The 264-nt window shown below is 64.8% G+C and carries 1 pseudogene; it reads left to right on the top strand.

Going from position 1 to position 264, the window contains the following annotated elements:
- Positions 1 to 264, top strand: a pseudogene (locus tag RAD10_RS42065) (iron ABC transporter permease); the annotation flags it as partial.

The following is a 264-nucleotide window of genomic DNA, read 5'->3' as shown; positions in this document are numbered from 1 at the left end:
CTGTTCCTGTCGACGGTCATGATCCTGCCGGGCCGCTTCAGCGCCGATAACTTCACCCTCGATTACTGGATTGGTCACAACCTTGACACCGTGGCCCTGCACAACGGGATCCTGCTGAGCGCCGAATTCTGGCATACGGTGTGGAACACCCTGGTCATCGTTGGCTCGGCGTCCCTCGCCTGCGGCCTGCTGGGCCTGCTGGTGGGCTACGCGGTGCTGCGCTGCCACTTCCGCTGGGTCGCCGCCGTCCTGCGTCAGCTGACC

This window comes from Bradyrhizobium sp. 23AC, from assembly GCF_054863025.1.
The sequence above is the reverse complement of the archived record's forward strand: the minus strand, read 5'-3'. Positions and strand labels throughout refer to the sequence as shown.